Below are 16,503 nucleotides of genomic sequence, written 5' to 3' on the forward strand. Positions count from 1 at the left end.
TTTTACGGCGGAGAAATCAGCGGAGGGGGAGGTCAACCATACACCGGATACCTCCTTTCCAAAGTCGCCGAAATGTCTGGCGGAGGCGGTGGCCCCTTCTCCTTTCGACCTGCTTCAGGTTCGGAAAAAGGTTCATACGTCGGCGTAACAAATTTCGTAACGACACCCCGCCCAGATGGAAGCATTACGACAGATAAAACGAAGTACGATGTGGGAAATACAGTAACGATTACCGCGAAAGGCAAGGATTACAGCATCTACAATCGCGGGTTAATCGTTTACAACATGTACGTCTACAATCTCGATACAGGGCAAACAGAACAAAAGTTTACCGATGCGATCAAGACTTACGATATACCGGGAGCTGCTCCAACAGACGGGAGTGGTACCGGTCATGAAGTGAAATTCCCGGTGAAAACCTGGATACCTACGAAACCGGGAAACTATGAAGCGAGAATACTTTTTACGGACACGCATGATCGTAACACAACAAATACGCCTTCTGTAGACGGACAAGGAGTTGCCTACAGTGCTCGGTTTACAGTTGGCACTCCAACTCCCCCTCCAACGGAAGAACCGGATCCAACCCCCTCCTGCTCCATAGAAACAACGAAAACAAAAATGGATATTCAGGTAGTAGGCGACAAAGACATCAAAAATCATACGGCTGTTTCCAGCGGTGGATCGGATATCGTGGTAGAGAAACAGGCAGAAATCACGATTTTTGCGAAGAAGAACGGCACATTCACGATGAATGGTTCCCCAATGGTTACGGGCTCCGGAGGGAATAAAAAGGTCGGAATAGGCAGTATCGGCTCATCTGGACGAGTAAAGGTCGTGTACAAAAGCGATGACGGGACCGAGTGCTGGGAAAAATACTTTCGCGTGGAAGCTAATGACGGCGAAGATAAGTGCCCGATCATCACTCTAAACAATTCGGTTATTCGCAACGGGCAAACGATTGAAATATTGCCGATAGACACCCTGTATTTCAAGGCCAAATATACAGATAAAAACGGGGAAACAGGCCCGGCAGAAATCATGTGGGACGTTACGAGGCCAAATGGCAGCGTCGTCACTTTGCCTGGTCAGTATGACGATAAAGACAAGTGGCGTCCATACAACGCTGAAAAACTAAATCTGCCCAATCCTCCTGAAGTCGTGTTTGAAAAAGGAAAAACATACAAACTCAAGCTAAACTACGCCACATCGCAATGGAATGATAGACCTGAATGCGACTTCGAAATAACGATCGTGGTAAAAGATGCATCCTGCTCCATTGCTGATCTGCGAAAGGTCGTATTTTTTGTCCATGGACAATACCCGAATCCTTTTTCCCCCGAAGGAGACGCACTGGATAGCTCTCCTAACGGTCCAAGCACACTCACGCAACCGGTCTATATGAGGTACTTCACTGATGCAGGAGATCACTACGAGACAAACATGGGCTTCTCCACGAAGCTCTCCGGAAGATGGTACTTGAAACGCGATGGACAAAAGATACCTTTGACCGATGAGGTAGTTCCGGCGCTGGAAAAATTCGATCTCGAACTGCCAAGCGACGTGGACGTGGGTGATACCATTCTCATCTTGTTCGAGTCGGAGAATGGCTGTGTCGGAGAGTTGACCTTCCCGATCGTATCGGATCGCAAATGCCCGGATATTCTTGTGTCTGTTGAAACGATTTTTCACGACGAAAAATGGAGCAAAAGCATACAGCGCGGGGAAACGATTGAATTGGCTGCCGATGAAACCCAAGGCGGGTACAGGTTCCGGATGTTTTTGAGCCAAGACAGCTCGTACATGTTGAAGTGGTTCGATCCAAGCACCGGCATGTGGGAAAGAAAGCGAGAAGGAAAGTCTCTTTCCAGTTCAGGCACCCCGGGCGAGGATCACTGGGTTACGTTTCCGGCCGAAAACAATCTGCTTCTGGACGGACTCTATAAAGTCGAAATCGGCTCCTACGAAGATGAAAATTGCCACGGATTCTTTTTTGTAAAAATTGGCGAGGGCAGCCCAGGACCAGACCCCGATGGAGAGAACCTTTTGATCGTCAAAAGCAGCTTCGACATCGATCCAGGCGATCCGCAAGCGCCGGGAACGGAAGCGACGATTACGTTCAACGTGAAAAACGCTGGTAAGTTGACGCACGATACCAAACTGGCGGTCAGATGGGCAAGTTCAGAAAAAGAAACGATCCTCGATGTGAATCACTTTCAACCAGGCGAGGTTCGCAAAATCACCGTACCGACCCAGTATCCGCAAAAAACAGAGGATTTCATTGCGAATATCAATCCGTCCAAGAACAAACCGGATAACGAAACGATCTGGCCCGACAACCGCGCTCTCTGGCCTGTCAAGGTCGTCGGCGGAACGATTCCGCAGCCGCCCGGTGGAGGCGGGGATTACGATGGTGGCGAAATAGGGCTGGAGATATACGACAGTGACGGTCGCCAATTGCAAAAGCTGGCGGTACAAGCTGATGGGGTGTGGGAACGCGAGCCAGCCAACATTCGCGTCGTGATCGATCAGGCGAAAATCAACGAAGGCTTTCAAAAGACACAGCAAGAGATCAATCAAAACATTACAGAATACAAGCGGCAACTGGAACAGTCAGTCAGCGGGGAGGATGTCAAGAATCCGGTAGTGACGGCCAGTCCGGGCTGGATCACGGACGCCAAAAGTCTTGCGGTCTACACGCCCGCTCTGCTGGATTTACAGGTGACAGGTCCGGGCATCCCCCAGCAATGGCGGGTAGCCAGCACGTCCATGGGGGGAGACTTTTTGTACACAGGCACGCATGTCCCCACCCAAACCACGTGGAGACACGTGCTGCAAACGCAGAAATACAAAGCGCAAATCAACGGCTTTGTCATTGTGATGGATTACAAGGTTGATTTTGTGCTGACCTACGACGTGTGCTCCAAAGACGAGGATGACGAGGAAACGTGCGAAGCGCAAAGCGTCACCAGCTCGATGACGGGGCGCTACACGATTACGGTAAAAGGAAGCGAGCGCACCTTCGAGGTATTTGAGCCGAATGCGACCAGCTCCATTCAGCATACGCCCGAATGGGCAGAATACCATGCGCGGGACCGCTACAAGAATAGCGCGCCCAACGATTTTTATGCCGGCGAGCGGATGTTGGCTCGCGTGGAGCTGCAGGATCGCCACCGCCACCCGGTTAGCGGACAGTTTCCGCTGATTGTTTCGGCGAAAGCATGGATAGCGGAGACCGGGCGAAGACAGACGTCTTTGGAATCGTTGCTTCCGCTGCATGCCCATTCCAGCCAGCGATGGGGCGGACATTCCTATTCGGCGTCCAAGCTGGGGACGCGCGAGGCGGGAGTGGATACGCCGTTGATGGGAGACAAGCAGTACGGCTTTGCTAAGGGCGGTTCCTATGCCGTGTATTATCAGGTACAGTTTCGGTTCGGCGTGGACAAAGGCTTTCCCTATTTGAACAAAACGGCTGCGCAAGGTCATGAGCAGGCGGATTATCGGGTACCCTTCCGAATCATCGCCAATGCCTGGGAGCGGCAAGGAATCCGCAACCACACCACTCAGTAAATAGATTTGCACCCCTTATCTGTCTTTTTTTACTGTTGGAGGTAGAAAAGTAGATAAGGGGGATGGCTATGAGGAAGACGGTCAGGCGCCTGTCGGCTTGGGGCATTCTGCTTGTGTTTTGCTGGGTAAATGTTGTCGTGACCGGATGGGCCAAAGAACGTGATCTTTTCGTGGAAGCGGTATGGGCTTGGATAGAAGCAGGCGAGGTGCGCATTCAGGCGCAACTGTCAGCCAATCCCGAGCGAATCGAACTGGAAATAGCTCAGGAAGGCAAAAGCAAGAGCCGTGTCTTTCGCAACGATTCACGCCTATCCGCGGCTGTACAGCCTACGGGCGACAGCCCTTTACGAATAAGCCTGCGCAAACCGGACGAAGACGAACCGTTGGTGAGCTGGCAGATTGATCTGTCCGGCGCGGACCTGACTTATGCGGAAAAGCTGGACGTGAAGAAGGCGTCCTGGGTCAGACGTGCAGAGGTCAAAGCGGAGTGGCTGGCCGTAACCACGCTTTTCGAGCAAGGACAAGGGCAAACGAACAGCAAGGCAGACGCGTTTGAAGCAGACACCCCCAACAAGGATGAGTCCAACAGGGAAGAGCCTGACTCCCGGAATGCCGACCAGACGCCGGATGAACTGGCGCAGGAATTTTCCACAGACTTTGCAGAAAGCGGCAAGCCGGGAGAAATCGAATTGCGCAGCCGAGAGGTTCTATATGAACTGGAGCCTAACGATACGTTTGGAAAAGCCGACTGGCTGTTTGACGCCAAAGATGCCAGAGGGAAAATCGGGAAGGCTGGCGATGTGGATTATTGGAAGATCAAAGGGACGAGGCATGGAAGAATGAATGTGTCCTTGCGCGATATTCCATACCGACAAGACTACCAGTTGTACATATTTGATGCCGAGCAAAATGAGCTTGGCCGCTCCGAACGTCCGGGTGAGGAAGCGGAGGAAGTGGAAGGAATCGGACTGGAAAAAGATAAATGGTATTACATCATGGTAAAAGGAAAGGAGCAGTCCTACCACATAGATTTCCACTACCGGCTGCGGGTTGATTTTCTTGCTGACCAGTCAGATGCCAAAGCGGATGTGTACGAGCCGAACAATTCTGCGAAAGAGGCGTATGACCTGTCAGATATGAACAGCAGGTACATCACGGGGAATCTCCATGCGAAAACGGATGTCGATTATTATCGCTATTCGTTCTCGCTGACATCGACTTTCATGATCGATCTAAAAGACATTCCCACGGGGATGGATTTGGATCTGTATGTGCTGGATGAGCAGGGCAAGGTGCTGGCCAAATCGGAAAAACCGAAAAGCGTCAGCGAGCAAATCGTCCTGAACGCCAATCCCGGAACCTACATCATGAAAGTCATGGCCAGCCAGCGATCGGGCTTTACGCCCAACTCCTATACGCTTGACGTGAGAGCGATCACCATTCCGGTCATTTTGATCCCGGGGATTGGGGGCTCCCGGCTGGTAGCGGAGAAGAACGGCGAAACCTCCGAAATATGGCTGGCTCTTGGCGACAGCCTGATCGGAATCAATGACCCGAGACATCGTCGCTTGCTCTCACTGGAGCCGACAGGTCCAAGCAGCGTGGAGGTGCGTCCGAGGGAAGCGGGCATCTCGATTTTGCCGGAGCCTGACGACGAAGGATTCAGAGCCATTGAATACCTCTCGTACTCCCCGCTGAATTCTGTACGCGACAGGACGGAGCAGTATTACAGCATGGTGAAGGAATTGGAGAAAATGGGTTACCGAAAGTTCCGGACCATTTTCGCCATGCCGTATGACTGGCGGTACAGCAGTACGAAAAACGCCGCTGAACTGAAACGGAGAATTGATCTCGCGCTGGAGAGAACGGGGGCACGGCAGGTTCATTTAGTCGCGCACAGCATGGGTGGCTTGCTGACGAGGGAAACGCTGCTCGCCAATGTCTCGTATCAGCCGAAAATCAATCGCATTATCTACATGGGTACGCCGTTTCTCGGCTCCCCGCGAGCGTATCAGGCGATCAAGTACGGATATAATTTCTCCATTCCCTGGATGGATGAAGAGACAGGAAAAGTCATTTCGGAATACGCTCCGGCTGTGTATGAGCTGCTGCCTTCCAAAACGTACTTTGAAACGGTTGGCTTTCTGCGGAAAAACCGCAACGACCCTTACAGCTACACAGAGTTTTTGCAGGACAAAAAAATTCGGCTGGATTACGCCCCGTTGGTCAAGCAGGGAGGCGCGCTCCATGAGAAATGGGAAAAAAAGACGATCAATGTTCCCCAGTATTCCATCATCGGCACCGGCCAAACGACTTTTTTGGGCTACTTCTTCGACGCCTATCACAATGAATGGGTACCTTATTACGATAAAGGAATGGGAGATGGAACCGTCCCCTACATCAGCGCCAACTACGCCCAAAAGGACATCAAGAAAAGGTACTATGTGGCAGGGGAGCATGCCAAGCTGCCCACCATTCCGGAAGTCATGAGGCAAGTGACACAGCTGCTGAAAGGGAGCGAGGAAGCTCAGCCCGGACTGCGCAATCAGGTGCCGGGCAAAGGCGCCAAGTATTTGTACTACGTGATTTCCAAGGAAGACGGAACATTTCCAGCGCTTACGTTTACCAAAAGCGGCAGGTCCATCACGCTCGATGCCAAGAAAAAAGAAGTGCAGGAAGATCTTGCTATCGAATACCACGGCAATACGGTGGTCATCCATGTGCTCGATCAAGAGGAGCTGGAGTTTGAGGCTCCCACACCGCAGCAGGATACAAGCCCGCCGAAGTTTATCATCAAACGCTTTTCGTCAAAAGATTCGAAAGACGATGCGGAAAACGGAAGGCGCTACCGCTTGGACGAGCATGGACTGACGGAGGAAACGAACGCGGCGGCCAGGTCCCGCGAATGGGAGCAGTAGCCCATATTCGCAAGCGACAGAATGGTGTGGAGAGAAGGCGACAGGCAGAAAGGATTTGGAAACATGGACAATTTGTTTGTCTGGCTATTTCTTGGCCCGTTTATGTATTCGATTGAAGTAGGAGGGCCAATCATTGGGCTGATTGTGACAGGCTACATCTGGGCGGTTTTTGGATTCCGCTTCTGGATGACGTTTGGAGCAGGGTTTCTTACCAGTTTTGCCTACTATATGATCGTGGTTCCCTCCAGCACATTGCTGGGCTCGCTTTGGATGATAAAAGCTGCGATGGCTATTCATTCTGCTTTGCTTCTGACCTTGATTATGTGGATCTTCGACAAGGCCGTGAAGCGCTACCGAAAAAAGCGGGAGATGAGCAAGGAAGAAGGGAAATAACCGGGCGCATGGGCAAATTGCGTCGCTGTTGGTTTCCGAGTAGAATAAAGAAAGGAGAATCTGTGTATGGAGGGCGTATAAATGGATATTTTTGATAACAAAAAAGGCGGGTTCACGATCATGAGTGGCAAAACCGATGTTCATGGCGGGTTCGGTCAAGGTGTACTCGACTTGAACGCGGTATCGTCCGTCATCATTGACGGGGATGAGGCGTACATCGATATGGGCGCTTTGCATGCGAAAAGCTCGGTCGAAAAAGGAATCAAATGGACCACGAACAAAGAAGAGGTACCGAACGGAAAGCCGTATTGGCTCATTTGGGTAACCGTTGATCGCAACGAAAATGGCCCGTACTATGCCGGTGCGACTGCGTGCTATATGGAAATTGATCGGGAAGCGCGCCGCGGATACAAAATTTTGGCGGACCATGTGAACCGGATGGATTACTCCATGAAGCGACGGATCATGCTGGATGAACTGGGCGAAAAGGAAAAAGCGGCGCTGAAAAAATTGTTGATCGACAACAATGCCGCTATGTTCGAGAACTCTTCGGAGGAATTAAAACGAAAATTGTCCTAATGCTGGAAAACGTGAACGGTTTGTGAACAAATTTTGAAATCAATTGTTACCAGAATTGAAGTCAGGTAAACTTATTTCCATATCTGTGTACATGTACACTGGGTCAGCAGGCAGGGAGAGAGCCCGTCACTCTTTCCCTGCTTGTGTTCGTGCTGTTGTCGGCATTGCCGATGACGCAAGCCGTCACCTTGGCCCTGCGCAAGAGGCTTTTTTTACAGGTCATGCTTTGTGCTGAACGCGGAACAATAAGGAGGCTCGAACCAAACTGTCTGACGGAAGGGGCGGTACTATGAGGGAAGATCCGCGTGAGCAGGCGCAGTCCCACGACCATTTTGTGAGGCACGGCGGCGTCCATTTCCGCACGCATGTGTCACCTGTAGAAATCAACAACTACGTCCGAAAGCTCCCGGCGGGCAAACGGGAAAGCTTGTTTGAGGTATTGGAGCAGCTTGATCGGGCCGGGCTGATTACCGTCGTCAACGACCACGTTTTTGCAGATGGAGATGGCGTTGTAGGCGGCGGAGACAACCAGTCTACTTGAATGAAAAAAGGGACGCAACTCTTGGCGAGTGCGTCCTTTGCTTTTGGCTATGTCATTGCTCAGGCTTCCACCAGCTGCCCATTCGTTGCCAGAACGTGGACGAATCAGGCGGGGGGAGCGGTGCGGGAGCCTGGTCTGCTCCCAGGTGGTCGGTGCAGTATTCGTGCGGTTCTGTTCCGCTGGCGAAATAAAACAGCTGAGGGTTCGGGCAGTGCTTGGTAGCCAGTTTCCCCGATGCCGGATCAATATAGACGGACACGACACCCGCCGGCATGTCAAAGAGAGCGGGTGGCTGACCTTTGAGCGCGCTTTCCATGAAGCTGGCCCAGATTTTTTTGGACAAATAGCCTTCCTTTACATCATCCACTTTTTGATTTTTGTCGTATCCCACCCATACTGTCGCCACCAATTGAGGCGTGAAGCCGCTCAGCCAGGCATCATAGTCGGTAGAGCCTGTTTTGCCGGCCACAGGCCGATTCAATTCATTTGCGACCCGATAGCCGGTTCCGCCGCGTTCAAATACGCTTTGCATCATATTGACCAAAAGAGCGGAGGCGACTGGATCGGCAACCCGGGTTTTTTGCGTCTTCTCTTCCACCAGTATATTTCCTTCGCTGTCCTCAATCGACGTAATCGCGATCGGTTGCACAGCTTCTCCCTTGTTGGCGATTGCGGCATAGGCCGCATTCAGTTCCAGCGGAGAGACGGGGGACGTTCCCAGCGCCAGAGAGGGTACAGCCTGCATGGGACTGGTAATGCCCAGGCTTTTGGCTTGCTCGACAACCTTTTGCGGACTGAGAAAATCAATCGTTTTGACCGCGTAAATATTATCGGAGGTTTTGATCGCTTCGCGCATGGTAATCATGGCGTTGGCATACCGCCCGCCGAAATTGCTTGGGATGTACTGCTTGTTTTGGTCGTAGGTAAACACGGTCGGTTCGCTTTTCATCATTGTGAGCGGTGTATAGCCGTTTTGCAGGGCAGCCAGGTACATGATCGGTTTGAAGGAAGAGCCCGGCTGCCTTTTGCCGAGTACCCGGTTGAACTGGCTCGTTTTGTAATCCCGCCCGCCGACCATGGCTTTGATATGACCGGTAGCAGGGTCCATGGCAACCAAGGCGGCCTGCAGGTTCGGATTGTCCTTTGGCAACGTGGAGGCGATAATATCCTCCGCTTTTTTTTGCATGACCGGATCCAGCGTCGTATGGATTTTCAAGCCGCCGTGGATGAATGTTTCCTCGTCGATGCCGTACTTGTTTTTCACCAGATTGGCGATGTAATCACGGAAATAAGGAGCTTGTTCGACGACCGTTTCCGTTTTGCGTTCTTTCAGCTTGATCGGCTCCGCATAAGCTTGTTCGGCTTCTTTGGCTGTCAGCATTCCGTCGCGCTCCATGGCTTCGAGAATCAGCTTTTGCCGCGATTTTGCCCGCTCAAAATCTACGAAAGGAGAATAGTAGGTAGGGCCTTTGGGGATGCCCGCCAGCATGGCGCTTTCCGCTACGGACAAGTCTTTGGCATCCTTGCCGAAGTACGTTTGCGCTGCGGCCTGAACGCCGTAAGCAGAGTGACCGTAGTAGATTTGGTTCAAATACATTTCCAAAATTTCATCCTTGCTATAATTCAGCTCCAACTGAATGGCGAGGAGCGCTTCCTTGATTTTTCTTTCCCATGTTTTATCCAACGTCAAATACAGGTTGCGCGCCAACTGCTGGGTGATTGTACTGGCTCCCTGACGCATGTCCATGTTGATGACATCGACGTAGGCGGCCATGGCCAGCCGTTTCCAGTCAAAGCCGTAATGCTCCCGAAACGATCGGTCCTCAATGGCGATCGTCGCGTTGATGAGCGCAGGCGATATTTCCTGGATCGGGACAGAAATGCGGTTTTCCCCCCGATGCATCGTGTCCAGCACGTCCCCGTTGGAGGCGTAAATCGTTGTGGTTTGCTTCACGAACGATTCGGGAAGCGGTTGGGAACGCAAATACAGGATTAATAGCAAAATGGCAAAAGATAAGCACAATAGGCTGAGTATGGTAAATTTTGCAAATTTCTTGATCCAGCGTAAATAACGAAGCAGCGATGGCTCGCGAATGACTTCCATTTTGCCTCTCCTCCTTTCTATTGTTTGCATGAACTAAACGAATAAGGCCGTTTTGCTGATGGCCATGCGGCGCACGTTCTTTTTTATGAAAAAGCGACGAGACGTTTTTCCCTGAAAAGGGGGCATACTAAAGGACAGATGATACCTCTAGTATGGGTCAATGATGGGCTGGATAAACTTACCTGCCGCTTGAAAAACAGCAGGGAGCGCCCGTATTTTGCCCAGCCAGAAAAAAAACTTGCTTTTTGATTGGCAGCTACTATAATTTTCTTGTTATATTGTATTTTCATGCGGTTACTTGAAGGAGGTTACATAGCCATGAATATGGAATTGTGGTACACCGAAAAACAAACGGAAAATCACGGGATCACAACGAAAATTACGGATACCCTATACAGCGAAAAAACCGAGTTTCAACAAATCGACGTCATTACTACAAAGCAGTTTGGTCGCATGTTAGTACTTGATGGCATGGTTATGACCACCGATGTCGATGAGTTTGTTTACCACGAGATGATTTCTCATGTCGCTCTCCATACGCATCCCAACCCGAAAAAAGTTCTGGTTGTCGGTGGCGGCGACGGCGGCGCCATCCGTGAAATCGTGAAGCATGCGGCTGTAGAAAAAGCAGTCCTGGCCGAAATCGACGGTGGCGTGATTGAATCCTGCAAAAAATACTTCCCGGAAATTGCAAGCGCACTGACCGGCCATCCGAAGGTCGATGTGCAAGTCATTGACGGGATCAAGCATATCCACGACCACAAAGGCGAGTACGATGTCATTATGGTCGACTCGACAGAACCGGTAGGACCTGCAGTAGGTCTGTTTGAAAAAGGCTTCTACCAAGGCATTTACGACGCGTTGAAGCCGGATGGCATCATGGTGGCGCAAACCGAATCTCCATGGTTCAACCGCGACCTCATCAAACGCGTATTCAAAGACCTGAAATCGATCTTCCCGGTAACGCGTCTCTACACATGCAGCATCCCTACTTATCCATCCGGTCTGTGGAGCTTCACCATCGCTTCCAAGCAGTACGATCCGTTGGAAGTAGATCCGGCCAAAATCAAAGACCTGGGCACCAAATACTACAATGCGGACGTTCACTACGCAGCTTTCAAACTGCCTAACTTTGTGGCAGAGCTGACCCGCGACTAATCGGAGGAGGACAACCCTGATGCGTTTTGACGAAGCATACTCTGGCAATGTCTTCATCCGCAGCCACGGAAACTATGAAGAAAGCCAGGCAGTCATTTACGGAATGCCGATGGACTGGACGGTGAGCTTCCGTCCGGGTTCCCGTTTCGGCCCTGCCCGTATCCGCGAAGTATCGATCGGTCTGGAAGAGTACAGCCCGTATTTGGACAGGCTGCTCGAAGACATCAAATACTTTGACGCAGGCGACATCCCGCTTCCTTTTGGAAACGTAGAAGGCAGCCTGGATGCCATCCGCACCTTCGTGGCAAAAGTGCTGGAAGACGGCAAGTTCCCACTCGGACTGGGTGGCGAGCATCTCGTTTCCTGGCCGGTATTCCAGGCGGTATATGAAAAGTACAAGGACATGGTGGTCTTCCACTTCGACGCGCATACCGACCTGCGCGACAGCTACGAAGGATACCAGTATTCCCACTCCACGCCAATCAAAAAGGTGTGCGACCTGATCGGCGGCAAAAATGTCTACTCGTTCGGGATTCGCAGCGGGATGAAGGAAGAATTCGACTGGGCGAAGGAAAACATGCACCTGTACAAATACGACGTACTGGAGCCAGTAAAGCAAGTGCTGCCGACGATCGGCAACCGTCCGATCTATCTGACCATCGACATTGACGTTCTGGACCCGGCACACGCGCCTGGCACAGGCACAACCGAAGCGGGCGGCATCACTTCCCGCGAGCTGCTGGACACCATCCACTACATGGCGAAAAACGGCGCCAATGTGATCGGCTGCGACCTGGTGGAAGTGGCTCCTGTGTACGATCACAGCGAGATGACGCAAATCGTCGCAGCCAAGATCGTGCGCGAGTTGTTGCTCAGCTTTGTCAAATAATCCAACTCGAAAACAACGACAAGCTCCCGGTTTCAGCAAAAGGCCGGGGGCTTTTTCGTATCCACCCGATTCAGGGCAGTCCCGGTCTGCCCCCCGGCAGGAACCGTTTGGGCCAAGCGGTTGCAACCAGCGAGGGATGATCGTAAAATGAATGGATGTTGGACCGGACAGAAAGTAGAAATCACGGAGTGTGGAAGTCGTCATGCAAGATGTACAGATGAAGCTGTCAACCAGACATCGCGTCGGCGGGGAATGGGATGAATCGACGCACCAGTATGAAGGCAAGCTCGTCCAAAAGGCCAGTGCCTGGTATGTGACGTACAAGGAACAGCTGGAAGGCGTAGGCGAAGTCAGTACGACGCTCAAGCTGACGGACAAGGCCGTTACGCTCGTGCGTCAGGGAGGCGTGTCGACCAGACAGCATTTTGAAAAAGGAGCCAGCACGCATGGCACCTATCAAAGTCCGTATGGCCCGTTCGCGTTGGAAACACACACGAGCAAGTTGCGCATCCGGTATGCGGAAGAAGCCCCGGTACAGGTGGAAATTTTTTACCAGACATGGATGAACGAGCAATACACAGGCGAGCACGAACTGAAAATTGAGCTGAGAAAATAAGCCGCTCTTTGCAAGGGCGGTTTTTTGCACGTACAATAGAAGGAACCTGTGGCAGGATCAGGAAGGGGGGCGAGCATGTTCGTACTCGTGAATGGCCTCATGGCGGGCCTGGGTTTGGCGGCCTTTTTGGCGCTGGGAGACGGCTTGTTCGAAACCAGTACGTTTCCCGTACTGATTGATGTCAGCTACGTACCGGGCATGGAAAATGTCTCGTCAATTGTCGAACTGTTGATTCATCTTTTGATCAGTGTCATCATTGCGTATTTCCTCATGGCTTTTTACCCTCGGGATCATCGCGGCAAAAGAATCCGCTATTGGCTGGGCTGGATGTTGGGGTTTGCCGTCGCCTTTTTGCCGTTTAGTCTGTTGAGCAAGGTACAGATGACGTGGACCGCGTTTTTTATATGGATGTCCGGACATTTGTTGTATATGGTCATGCTCGCGCTTCCCATCGCGCGAAATCGGGAAGGCTGATGTGTATTTGCCGAATTTTCGGCATAGTGATGGTTTTTTGGCAGCAAGGTTGAAAGGAGTGGAGGCCGGCATGCCGTTGTCTGATACAGTGGAAATGTTGCAGGCGATATTGGGGGCCATTGACGAGGGGATTCATGTCGTGGATGCAGAAGGGATCACGATTTTCTACAATCACGTCGCGGCAAGGCTCGACGGGCTTACGCCAGAGGAAGTGCTGGGAAAGCCGCTACTGGAGGTATTTCCTTCGCTTGATCGGCATTCGAGCACGCTCCTGCGCGTCATCGAGAGCGGAGACGCGATCTACAATCAGACACAGACCTACAAAAACTGGAAAGGGATGCGGGTCGAGACGATCAACACGACGCTTCCGGTGCGAGTCGGCAAAAGGCTGGTCGGGGCGGTCGAGGTCGCCAAAGATATCGGTAGGCTGAAAGAACTGTCGGAGCGCCTGGTCGACTTGCAGGCCAAGATCAGCAAGCCGAAGCGAGTCAAGCGGGGAACAGAGGGGCTTTCTTTTCAGTTCGATGATATTTTGACAAAGAGCGAAACCATGAAGCGGCTGAAGGAACGGGCGAAAAAGGCGGCGAGAACGACTTCGCCTGTGCTGATTTACGGCGAGACAGGAACGGGGAAGGAGTTGTTCGTCCAATCCATCCATCAGGCGTCTGCCCGCAGCGGCAAGCCGTTTATCGCGCAAAACTGTGCGGCGCTGCCCGCGTCCCTGTTGGAAAGCCTTTTGTTTGGCACCGTGAAGGGAAGCTTTACGGGAGCCGATGATCGCCCGGGGCTGTTCGAGCTGGCAGACGGCGGCACCTTGTTTTTGGATGAGCTGAACAGCATGCCGCTCGATTTGCAGGCCAAGCTGCTGCGCGTGCTGCAGGATGGGCAGATCAGGCGAATCGGCGGGAGCCAGTCGACCAAAGTCGACGTGCGCGTCATTGCGGCCGTGAACGAAGCGCCGCAGCTGCTCGTGGAGCGCGGCTTGATGCGAACCGACCTGTACTACCGGATCAATGTCGTCTCCTTTGAATTGCCGCCCTTGCGTGAGCGGAGAGAAGATGTGGAACTGTTGGTCGAGCATTTTTTGACCAAATTCAATCGCGACTTCGCCATGAATGTGCGCGGAGTCAGCCAGGAGGTAGCGCAGCTGTTTGCACGCTACGACTGGCCGGGCAACGTCCGTGAGCTGGAGCATGTCATCGAGGCCGCGATGAACATGGTCGAGGGCGACGTGGTGCTGATGGAGCATTTGCCCGTTCATATGCTGGAGCGGGCGCTGCCGGAAAAGCCCGTGCCTTCTTCTGTGCCAGACCCGCTTGCCTTGCTCGCGGAAAAGGAAGGCTGTACCCTGCCCGACATGCTGCGGGAGCTGGAGGAGCGAATCATCGGAGACGCACTGAAAAAGACAGATGGCAACGTGCTGCGGGCGGCAAAGCTGTTGGGTATCCCCAGGCAGACGCTGCAATACAAGCTATCGCAGCGAATGATCCCGCCCTGTTGACTGCCGGAAATTCGGCAGATGAAACCGGCCATTCAAGGGGGCGAAGGGCAACAAAACGCTTTCCGGCTAATTTTCGCAATCTTTTGACTTGATTGGCACGCCTCTTGCATCTTTACTTGGTCGAGTGAAACGAATGAGGGTTCACTACAGACGAGAGGAGATGGGGAGCAGATGACAGTAGCGACGAGACGTGACTGGCGTTCCATTGAGCTTTGGAAGGATGTACCCGAGGAAAAGTGGAATGACTGGATGTGGCAGCTGACGCACACGATCAAAACGGTAGAGGATTTGAAGCAGGTCATTAACCTGACGCCGGAAGAGGAAGAGGGCGTGCGCATTTCCACGCAAACCATTCCTTTGAATATTACGCCATACTACGCTTCCCTGATGGATGTCGACGACCCGAGAGATCCCGTGCGCATGCAATCCGTGCCATTGTCTTCGGAAATGGTGCGCACCAAATACGACATGGAAGACCCGCTCCATGAGGATACGGATTCTCCGGTTCCAGGTCTGACGCACCGCTATCCGGACCGTGTGCTCTTCCTGGTCACGAACCAATGCTCCATGTACTGTCGCTATTGCACGCGCCGCCGCTTTTCCGGCCAGATCGGGATGGGCGTGCCAAAGAAACAGCTCGACGCCTGTATCGAATACATCCGCAGCAGACCGGAAGTGCGTGACGTGCTTCTCTCTGGCGGAGACGGACTGTTAATCAACGACCGCGTACTGGAATACATCATCAGCAGTCTGCGCGCGATCCCTCACGTAGAGATCATTCGCATCGGGACCCGTGCGCCAGTCGTATTTCCGCAGCGGATTACGGAGAACTTGTGCAACATCCTGAAAAAATACCATCCCGTATGGCTCAATACACACTTTAACCATCCGAAGGAAATTACGCCGGAAGCGAAGCAGGCTTGCGAAATGCTGGCGAACGCAGGCGTGCCGCTGGGCAACCAGGCCGTGATTCTCGCGGGAATCAACGACTGTCCGAACACGATGAAAAAGCTGGTGCAGGATCTGGTGAAAATTCGCGTCCGGCCCTACTACATCTATCAATGCGACCTGTCCGAAGGGATCGGCCACTTCCGCGCTCCCGTCAGCAAAGGAATCGAGATTATCGAGCATCTGCGCGGCCATACCTCCGGCTACGCCGTGCCGACCTTCGTGGTCGATGCTCCGCACGGCGGCGGGAAAATTCCGGTCAGCCCGAACTACCTGATTTCCCAGTCGTCCGACAAAGTGGTGCTGCGCAACTTCGAAGGCGTCATCACTTCGTATCCAGAGCCGAAGCAGTACCATGAGCACGACGAGGAAAACTGCGAATACTGCATCGCGGCAAAAGGCAAGGCAGTCGGTATCGCCGCGCTCATGCAGGATGAAGCAGACAACCTGGAACCGGCCGACCTGCCGCGCAACAAGCGCATCAAGGCGACCAAGGTCAAGTCGCTGGCCGATGTGCGCAAGGAGCAAAAAGCGAAGAAAGAACAGAGTGCAGGAGAAACCAAGGAAGCCTCTGGCAAATAAACCGAGCAAAAAACGGAAGCGAAGCAGCTGCCTGGTAAGCGGGTGGCTGCTTGTTTTTCGTGTAAAATGATTTCCAACTTGATTTGGAGGATGGTTGATTTGCCCCAGATGTGATAAGATCGGATTACAGCAATATGAGCGAACGTTCAGTCGGTTTTCTTTCATTCTTTCAAAAAATCAAACAAACAGACTGAATGGTCATTCATTTTTCCTCTTGATTCTGATAAGAT

12 protein-coding genes are annotated in these 16,503 nt (G+C 52.3%); 11 read left to right on the forward strand and 1 reads right to left on the reverse strand.

The window, feature by feature from the left end; genetic code table 11:
* Positions 1-210 precede the first annotated feature (210 nt).
* The 5 genes from ACTHO6_RS04375 to ACTHO6_RS04395 all read left to right on the forward strand — a co-directional run bounded on the left by ACTHO6_RS04375 (position 211) and on the right by ACTHO6_RS04395 (position 8,001).
* A complete protein-coding gene (locus tag ACTHO6_RS04375; protein WP_440239754.1) occupies positions 211-3,570 on the forward strand; it encodes an ABC transporter permease in 3,360 nt (1,119 codons plus the stop codon).
* Between the two features lie 68 nt (positions 3,571-3,638).
* Complete coding sequence (locus tag ACTHO6_RS04380; RefSeq protein WP_440239756.1) at positions 3,639-6,488, forward strand: lipase/acyltransferase domain-containing protein; 2,850 nt, start codon at positions 3,639-3,641, stop codon at positions 6,486-6,488.
* Positions 6,489-6,551: 63 nt separating this feature from the next.
* The gene (locus ACTHO6_RS04385; RefSeq protein WP_440239758.1) at positions 6,552-6,881 is read left to right on the forward strand and encodes a hypothetical protein; all 330 of its coding nucleotides are present in this window, start codon (positions 6,552-6,554) and stop codon (positions 6,879-6,881) included.
* A gap of 81 nt (positions 6,882-6,962) precedes the next feature.
* The gene (locus ACTHO6_RS04390; protein WP_440239760.1) at positions 6,963-7,460 is read left to right on the forward strand and encodes a YwhD family protein; all 498 of its coding nucleotides are present in this window, start codon (positions 6,963-6,965) and stop codon (positions 7,458-7,460) included.
* 289 nt (positions 7,461-7,749) lie between these two features.
* Positions 7,750-8,001 carry a hypothetical protein gene (locus ACTHO6_RS04395; RefSeq protein ID WP_440239762.1) on the forward strand — a complete coding sequence of 84 codons (252 nt, stop codon included), beginning with the start codon at positions 7,750-7,752 and terminating at the stop codon, positions 7,999-8,001.
* Between the two features lie 52 nt (positions 8,002-8,053).
* Here ACTHO6_RS04395 and ACTHO6_RS04400 read toward each other — a convergent pair whose 3' ends face one another.
* The gene (locus ACTHO6_RS04400; protein ID WP_440239764.1) at positions 8,054-10,105 is read right to left on the reverse strand and encodes a transglycosylase domain-containing protein; all 2,052 of its coding nucleotides are present in this window, start codon (positions 10,103-10,105) and stop codon (positions 8,054-8,056) included.
* Between the two features lie 324 nt (positions 10,106-10,429).
* On the opposite strand from ACTHO6_RS04400, the gene speE reads away from it, so the two are divergent.
* From speE to ablA, 6 genes are all read left to right on the forward strand, one after another.
* Positions 10,430-11,263 carry a polyamine aminopropyltransferase gene (speE, locus tag ACTHO6_RS04405; RefSeq protein WP_440240090.1) on the forward strand — a complete coding sequence of 278 codons (834 nt, stop codon included), beginning with the start codon at positions 10,430-10,432 and terminating at the stop codon, positions 11,261-11,263.
* Positions 11,264-11,282: 19 nt separating this feature from the next.
* Positions 11,283-12,152 (forward strand): agmatinase, encoded by an 870-nt coding sequence (gene speB / locus ACTHO6_RS04410; RefSeq protein ID WP_440239766.1) that lies wholly within the window; start codon positions 11,283-11,285, stop codon positions 12,150-12,152.
* A gap of 202 nt (positions 12,153-12,354) precedes the next feature.
* On the forward strand, positions 12,355-12,768 hold the full coding sequence (locus ACTHO6_RS04415; protein WP_440239768.1) for a DUF1934 domain-containing protein: 414 nt from the start codon (positions 12,355-12,357) through the stop codon (positions 12,766-12,768).
* Between the two features lie 75 nt (positions 12,769-12,843).
* Complete coding sequence (locus tag ACTHO6_RS04420; RefSeq protein WP_440239770.1) at positions 12,844-13,242, forward strand: hypothetical protein; 399 nt, start codon at positions 12,844-12,846, stop codon at positions 13,240-13,242.
* 70 nt (positions 13,243-13,312) lie between these two features.
* A complete protein-coding gene (locus ACTHO6_RS04425; RefSeq protein ID WP_440239772.1) occupies positions 13,313-14,743 on the forward strand; it encodes a sigma-54 interaction domain-containing protein in 1,431 nt (476 codons plus the stop codon).
* A gap of 171 nt (positions 14,744-14,914) precedes the next feature.
* Positions 14,915-16,273 carry a lysine 2,3-aminomutase gene (gene ablA, locus ACTHO6_RS04430; RefSeq protein WP_440239774.1) on the forward strand — a complete coding sequence of 453 codons (1,359 nt, stop codon included), beginning with the start codon at positions 14,915-14,917 and terminating at the stop codon, positions 16,271-16,273.
* Positions 16,274-16,503 lie beyond the last annotated feature (230 nt).

It is taken from the genome of Brevibacillus sp. SAFN-007a (assembly GCF_051967035.1).
GTDB lineage: Bacteria > Bacillota > Bacilli > Brevibacillales > Brevibacillaceae > Brevibacillus.

What these genes read in the sequence shown, in the direction of transcription:
- ACTHO6_RS04380 (WP_440239756.1), top strand. Translation starts at nt 3,639, where the DNA reads ATGAGGAAGACGGTCAGGCGCCTGTCGGCTTGGGGCATTCTGCTTGTG.
- ACTHO6_RS04385 (WP_440239758.1), top strand. Translation starts at nt 6,552, where the DNA reads ATGGACAATTTGTTTGTCTGGCTATTTCTTGGCCCGTTTATGTATTCG.
- ACTHO6_RS04390 (WP_440239760.1), top strand. Translation starts at nt 6,963, where the DNA reads ATGGATATTTTTGATAACAAAAAAGGCGGGTTCACGATCATGAGTGGC.
- ACTHO6_RS04395 (WP_440239762.1), top strand. Translation starts at nt 7,750, where the DNA reads ATGAGGGAAGATCCGCGTGAGCAGGCGCAGTCCCACGACCATTTTGTG.
- ACTHO6_RS04400 (WP_440239764.1), bottom strand. Translation starts at nt 10,105, where the DNA reads ATGGAAGTCATTCGCGAGCCATCGCTGCTTCGTTATTTACGCTGGATC.
- speE (WP_440240090.1), top strand. Translation starts at nt 10,430, where the DNA reads ATGGAATTGTGGTACACCGAAAAACAAACGGAAAATCACGGGATCACA.
- speB (WP_440239766.1), top strand. Translation starts at nt 11,283, where the DNA reads ATGCGTTTTGACGAAGCATACTCTGGCAATGTCTTCATCCGCAGCCAC.
- ACTHO6_RS04415 (WP_440239768.1), top strand. Translation starts at nt 12,355, where the DNA reads ATGCAAGATGTACAGATGAAGCTGTCAACCAGACATCGCGTCGGCGGG.
- ACTHO6_RS04420 (WP_440239770.1), top strand. Translation starts at nt 12,844, where the DNA reads ATGTTCGTACTCGTGAATGGCCTCATGGCGGGCCTGGGTTTGGCGGCC.
- ACTHO6_RS04425 (WP_440239772.1), top strand. Translation starts at nt 13,313, where the DNA reads ATGCCGTTGTCTGATACAGTGGAAATGTTGCAGGCGATATTGGGGGCC.
- ablA (WP_440239774.1), top strand. Translation starts at nt 14,915, where the DNA reads ATGACAGTAGCGACGAGACGTGACTGGCGTTCCATTGAGCTTTGGAAG.